At 24.9% G+C, this 5,792-nt stretch carries 4 protein-coding genes; 1 reads left to right on the forward strand and 3 read right to left on the reverse strand.

The genetic code is table 11. The annotated features are described in order from the left end of the window. On the reverse strand, positions 1-830 hold an 830-nt coding region (locus I4U58_RS12265; protein ID WP_195931630.1), incomplete at its 3' end, for a hypothetical protein. A gap of 175 nt (positions 831-1,005) precedes the next feature. On the opposite strand from I4U58_RS12265, the gene I4U58_RS12270 reads away from it, so the two are divergent. Then, on the forward strand, positions 1,006-2,118 hold the full coding sequence (locus I4U58_RS12270; RefSeq protein WP_347708183.1) for a glycosyltransferase: 1,113 nt from the start codon (positions 1,006-1,008) through the stop codon (positions 2,116-2,118). Positions 2,119-2,236: 118 nt separating this feature from the next. Here the strand turns inward: I4U58_RS12270 and I4U58_RS12275 are convergent, their stop codons facing one another. Further along, a complete protein-coding gene (locus I4U58_RS12275) occupies positions 2,237-2,902 on the reverse strand; it encodes a hypothetical protein (RefSeq protein ID WP_195931632.1) in 666 nt (221 codons plus the stop codon). A 908-nt stretch (positions 2,903-3,810) separates the two neighbouring features. Next, positions 3,811-5,709, reverse strand: a complete 1,899-nt coding sequence (locus tag I4U58_RS12280) for a glutamine synthetase (protein ID WP_195931633.1) — start codon at positions 5,707-5,709, stop codon at positions 3,811-3,813. Positions 5,710-5,792: the final 83 nt, after the last annotated feature.

A 5,792-nucleotide genomic window follows, 5' to 3' on the forward strand; every position in this document is an offset into this window, starting at 1 on the left:
AGTTTATTTCTTTTAAATGATTTTTCTTTAAATTTATTTTTTATAAAAAATGTCTTTTCTTTATTTTTTATAGGATATATTCTGCATATAATTAGATTTGTTATTATAAATACAAATAAATAACATATTATGAGAGGTAAAAAATTTATTTTCAATTGATCTGCTATATATACTACTATTGAAATATGTAAAATTGGGTAGTTTAATATTCCAGAAATAGCTTCATTTTTTCTAAGCCTTCCTTCTTTGTATAATTTATAAATTACATAAAATCCTAAAAATCCATCTACAAAAAAGAATAGCGCACATATAAGTATATTTTTTCCGCTAGCTCTAAAAAACTTTTTTGTAAATCTTCCAAAGCAACAATCAAAAACATATAATAATCCATAATCTAGTAAAAACGGTAAAAATATCGAGCTTATTGGTAGAAATATTATAATTTTAAATATACTTTCTTTCATTATCTGAATTAAGTTTTCATCCTTAAAAAATATAAATTCATTTTTAGTAGTTAAAACAATTAATATTAGTAACGATATGAACTTTAATACAATATCTACTTTATCTATTAGAGTCTTTTCATTTTTTGCTATTTCTTTTATAGCTAAAAGTGCAATAAATACGATTATACAAATATATACAAATCCTTCATATTTTAAATAAACTAAATTTGTAATAAAAAATACAGGAAAAACAACTTGTCTATTTATACTAAGTGGTAAGAAAAATATACAACATCCTATTCCCGAAAATAATACCAACTTTATTAATTCAGAAAAATCGTCTCCTTTTATTTCTTGAGTTTTTTTAGATTTTACATCATCCATAAAATCACCTCTATATCTAATTTGCTCTTTATTATCTTTTTCCTTTATTTTTTATTTTTACTTATTTTAGTAAACCTGTTATTAATTTTAGTAAATATTTGTATAAAATTTGCTTTAAATTTGATATAACTGTATAATACTATAAATGGTATTATTTTTAATTGGAGGTGATATTTTGAATAATATTAATAAGACTATATTAATATTAACTGCTCAATTTGGTGCTGGTCATGTCAGTGCAGCAAATGCTATAAAAGAATATATTTTAGAAAAAAATCCAAATTATAATATAGTAATTCAAAACTTTATAAATGCCAGTATCCCACGCATAAATAACCCAATGGTTAAAATGTACGAGAGAAATACTAAGTATGTTCCAGAACTTTATAATTATTACTATTATGCTAAAAAGAATTTTAATTCAAAGTTTGATATAACTTATAAAATATATACTCCAAAATTGACAGAGTATATATTAGAAATAAAACCAGATTTAATAATATCTACATTTCCATCAGCTGCTGGATGTGTTCACGATTTTAATTCAAAAAAGGAAAATACACCTATCCCCTGTATAACAGTTATAACTGATGTTGTAGATAGTCTAGAGTGGATTTTCCCAAATACTGATATGTATTTTGTTCCTACTTATGAGATTAAACATAGATATGTTCAAAAAGGATTAAATCCTGATATTTTTAGAGTTACTGGTGTGCCGACAGATAAGAGGTTTAATATAAAAGATAAAGTATATTTTCAAGATGGAAAATACAATGTACTTCTTATGGGCGGTGGTAGAGGTTTATTTGACTTTGATGAAGATTTTGTTAGATGGCTAGATGAGTTTTGTGGCAATTATAAAGACAAACTTCATGTTACTATTGTAACTGGAAAAAACGAAAAACTATTTAACAATTTAACAGTTAAAAAACCGCTAAAAAATATAGAAGTATTGGGATTTGTAACTAATATGCCTGAACTTCTTAAAGATAATGATCTTTTAGTAACTAAACCCGGTGGTGCAACTTTATTTGAAGCTATAAATGCTCAAATACCAATTATTATAAAGACACCTAAGGTAGGTCAAGAAATCGAAAACTCAAAATTTATAATAGATAAAGGAATCGGCATTGTATATAATAATGATGCAGAATTACAAGAAATTTTTGATTTAATGGTAAATGGTGATTTAGACCATAGATTTAATTTTATGTTAGAAAATTTAGTCCATGTGAAGAAAAATATAAATCCAGAAAAAATCGGCGATTACGTAATGGAGCTTCTATAAGTATAATTTCCTTAGAATTTAAAAATTCTCTTTTCTTATGGCGCCAACAAATCAAAGATTCCGTTGCTTTAGTTAATAGGTTGGAATTAAAAAAGAGGTTTTAAAAACCTCTTTTTTATTATCTATACTGTTCTAAATTAATAACTTTACCTAAGTCAACTTTTTCTTTTATAAGCTTGTTATTCTTATATTTTATGTATTTTATTTTACTTCTGATTATATTTAATTGATATAATTCTATTAATGTGAAGATTATAATAGCTAAAATTTCATAACTTACCATATAACTTAAGTTCTTCATATTTTTGATATTGATACAATAAATCCCTATCAAATCACAACTCAATAATTCTACTATAATTATAGTAGATAATTTTTTTAAGTTTAAGCTTACTTTACTTTTCTTGCCTATTTTATATATGCTCATCTTGCTTTCGCCTAACATCATTAAAATATCTTGAAATGCAATTTTACATATACTCATATCTACAGCTTCTAAGATTAATGTCAGTATAGCTAAAAACATAACAAACCCTAAGTTAAATTGAATTAATAGATTACTTTTCATATTGTTTGTTATTAGAAAATAAATACTAAATATTACAAAAAACGACATAAATGTATAGTTTATTCTATTTTCTTTTTTCTTAGTATAAAAAGTATATAAAAAACCTACAGTTAAAATTAGCCATGGGATACTTGAATATTGATTATAAAAAACTGCGATTGCAATTATCGGTAAGATACAATAAATTAAACTCTCTTGTATTAGTTTACGTTTCATAAAATCGGCTCCCCTCTTTTTACTTTTCTAATTAGATAATGAAAAGACCATATATACTATAAAATATGTTAAAAATCACTTTTTGTTATTTATAAAATATAATGATTGTTATCATATATCAAATAAATACATTTTATATTTATATATTCTATTTTTAGAATTATAATTCCTCTAAATTATCACTAACTTTATATTTAACAAATTTGTAATTAACTTTTAAACCCCCTATATTTTTTTGTTTAAAATATACTTTTTTGTCATCTTATTAAATATATAATTAGTAACAAATATTTTATATTGAGGAGTGATCTTATGATTAAAATATTAGGCATGATTAGTGGAATTATATGCACTATAATGTTATTTATTAATTTGCTCTTATACCTTCTAAAAGATATTTATTTTAAAATAAATAAAATAAGTATAAGGAAATTGATAAATAGAACTTTGCCTTTTTTATCAAAAAATAATAGATTTTTTGTAGGGATTTGTTTTATATCATTTTTGATTTATTCAGCTTCTATGTTTAGATATATCAATTTTTTTAATTTTAATATTTTAATTTCTTTTTTATTAATAATAATTATTACCTTTGATTTTCCTATATTAAAACACGATACATATTGTTATTTGAGGAAGATTGCATCATATCTGATTATAATATTTTTATTATTTCATATCTACTTTATATACTTATAAACACTTTAATTTCTAAGTTTATATATCTCCCATTATTATATTTTAATTTTTTACAAAATCATTATCATAAAGAGGCTTAAAAGTTTAGATTTTTTAAAATCCATGTAATGAAATTATACTTATCCATAATTTATAAATAAATATAATTTCCTTGCAATTAAAAAACTGCTATATAGATAAAATTTCTATATAGCAGTTTAAATTTTAAATTAATAAATATTTTTTTTGTAAGTTGAATATAGTACTCTTATTTCTTTCATATATTTGCTAAGCTCTAATTGTAATTCTGAAACTTTTTCATAATCCTTAGCATCTATAGCATCATTTATTCTTGTAAATAATGATTTTCTAGTTAATGTATCTTTCATGATATTGAATTTTATATCAGAAATTTTATTCCAATTAACTTCATCTAGAGCATCCATATTTTCTTTATTGTGTAATTTTACATAACCTCTTAATAATTCCATGTCATCATGTATTATTCTGTGTCTTAATTCTTTTTTCCACTTATCAAGTGAACCGTATTTAAATGAGTCAATTATACTATCAGTAAATACATTTCCATCTTTTAAACATTCTAATTTTTCTTTATATTTATCAAGATTTAGCATATTTTCATAAACTGTAGCAGGTGGCATTCCAAATCTTTCATTTCTTTCTTCATCATTATAATAATCAAATACATTGTTTTCATCTCTGTATTTTCTATCTTTTTCTAGGTATAAACCTTCTTCCCCGATATCTTTAGATAATTCTTTTTCTAAAGCTTTAGTATCTAAACCACTCTTAGCTGCAAATTTTATACCATCTAACATAGCTTGGTATCCAGCTGCCATTACTAAGTAAGTGTTTGAAAGTGGATTTGGAGATCTAAGTTCAAATCTAAGTGATTTAGGCTTTTTAGCATCTCTTATAAGTCCTACAAGTACAGATCTGTTTCTTGATGGAGTTTCATAAGTATGTCCTAGTGAAGTAACTACACAAACTGGAGCTTCAAATCCAGGTACAAGTCTTTCAAATCCATCTATACTATTAGTAACTATAGGGCTTATAACTTCATAGTTGTATAAAAGTCCCATTAAAGCACCGTATCCAGCTTCACTTAAGTAGTCTTTCGTCATATCTTGCGGAGCAAATAAATTTTTAAATGTTCCATCTTTAAGTATTAAACTTACTCCAAAGTGAGTATGTCCACCACTTCCTGCAACTCCTTGAATTGGTTTTGCTTTAAATGTAACTTCTAGACCGTTCATTGAAAATATATCTTCTACTACTTCCCTTACTGCCATTTCATTGTCAGCTGCTTGTATTGGAGTATCGAATTTCCAAGATATTTCAAGCTGCTCCATAGCATGCTTAGTTTTTCCATCTCTAGTTATAGAACTAGCTATCCCACCAACTTCTTTGTGAGCCATTTCTGGAGATATTCCCATTTTTTCTAATTTTTCTAGTGATTGTTCTAAACAAGTTCTTATTATTCCGTGAGTTCTTTTCCAGTATTGTTCTTTTAAACTTTGTGATACAGATAATTGCTCTAAATCAGCTTTATCTTCAGGAGTATTTACCCAGAATTCTAATTCAGTAGCTGCAGTTAAAACAATATCTTCTATATCATTTACACTATCTACACCTATACTGTTTAACATTTTTGGATACTCAGTAAATATCTCTATTAATGATTTTTTAAAGTTAGATTGAGCTTTTCTAAGTATTCCTCTTGAACCTACTCTTTTATTATCGTGTATTAAAAGAGCTGGTATTTTAAGAGTTCCTACTGGAAGTCCTGTTTCACTGTCGATATTTTGTAAATTATAATCTACATACCAGTTACAATCTTGGTCTGGCATTAAATCTACTTTTGCATTGTTTAATGTTGCTATGTTGTGAAGTTCAACACTTGATCCATCTGTTTGTATTGCAGATTTTAGAAAATCATCTACATCATCTAATAATAAACTTACTGGTATTTTTTCATCTGTGGCATTTCCACCAAGGTCAACACCCATTAGAGATACAAATTTTATGTTTTTGTTTTCTAATAATATTTGTTTTAACTCTTCATTACTCACTTTTCTTTTGTCTATTACATGAATTTGTTTTTTCATAAAAAAATAGTCCCACCTTCATACTCAGCTGCATCTTGTTCAGCCTTGTTATCTCTATATGTTATCCATTCTCTTTGCTTTTG

This window comes from Clostridium sp. 1001270J_160509_D11 (assembly GCF_015667935.1).
Taxonomy (GTDB): domain Bacteria; phylum Bacillota; class Clostridia; order Peptostreptococcales; family Peptostreptococcaceae; genus Intestinibacter.

Bases quoted from the DNA above. Each gene is read 5' to 3' on its own strand.
- I4U58_RS12280 (WP_195931633.1), bottom strand. From the start codon at position 5,709: ATGAAAAAACAAATTCATGTAATAGACAAAAGAAAAGTGAGTAATGAA.
- I4U58_RS12275 (WP_195931632.1), bottom strand. From the start codon at position 2,902: ATGAAACGTAAACTAATACAAGAGAGTTTAATTTATTGTATCTTACCG.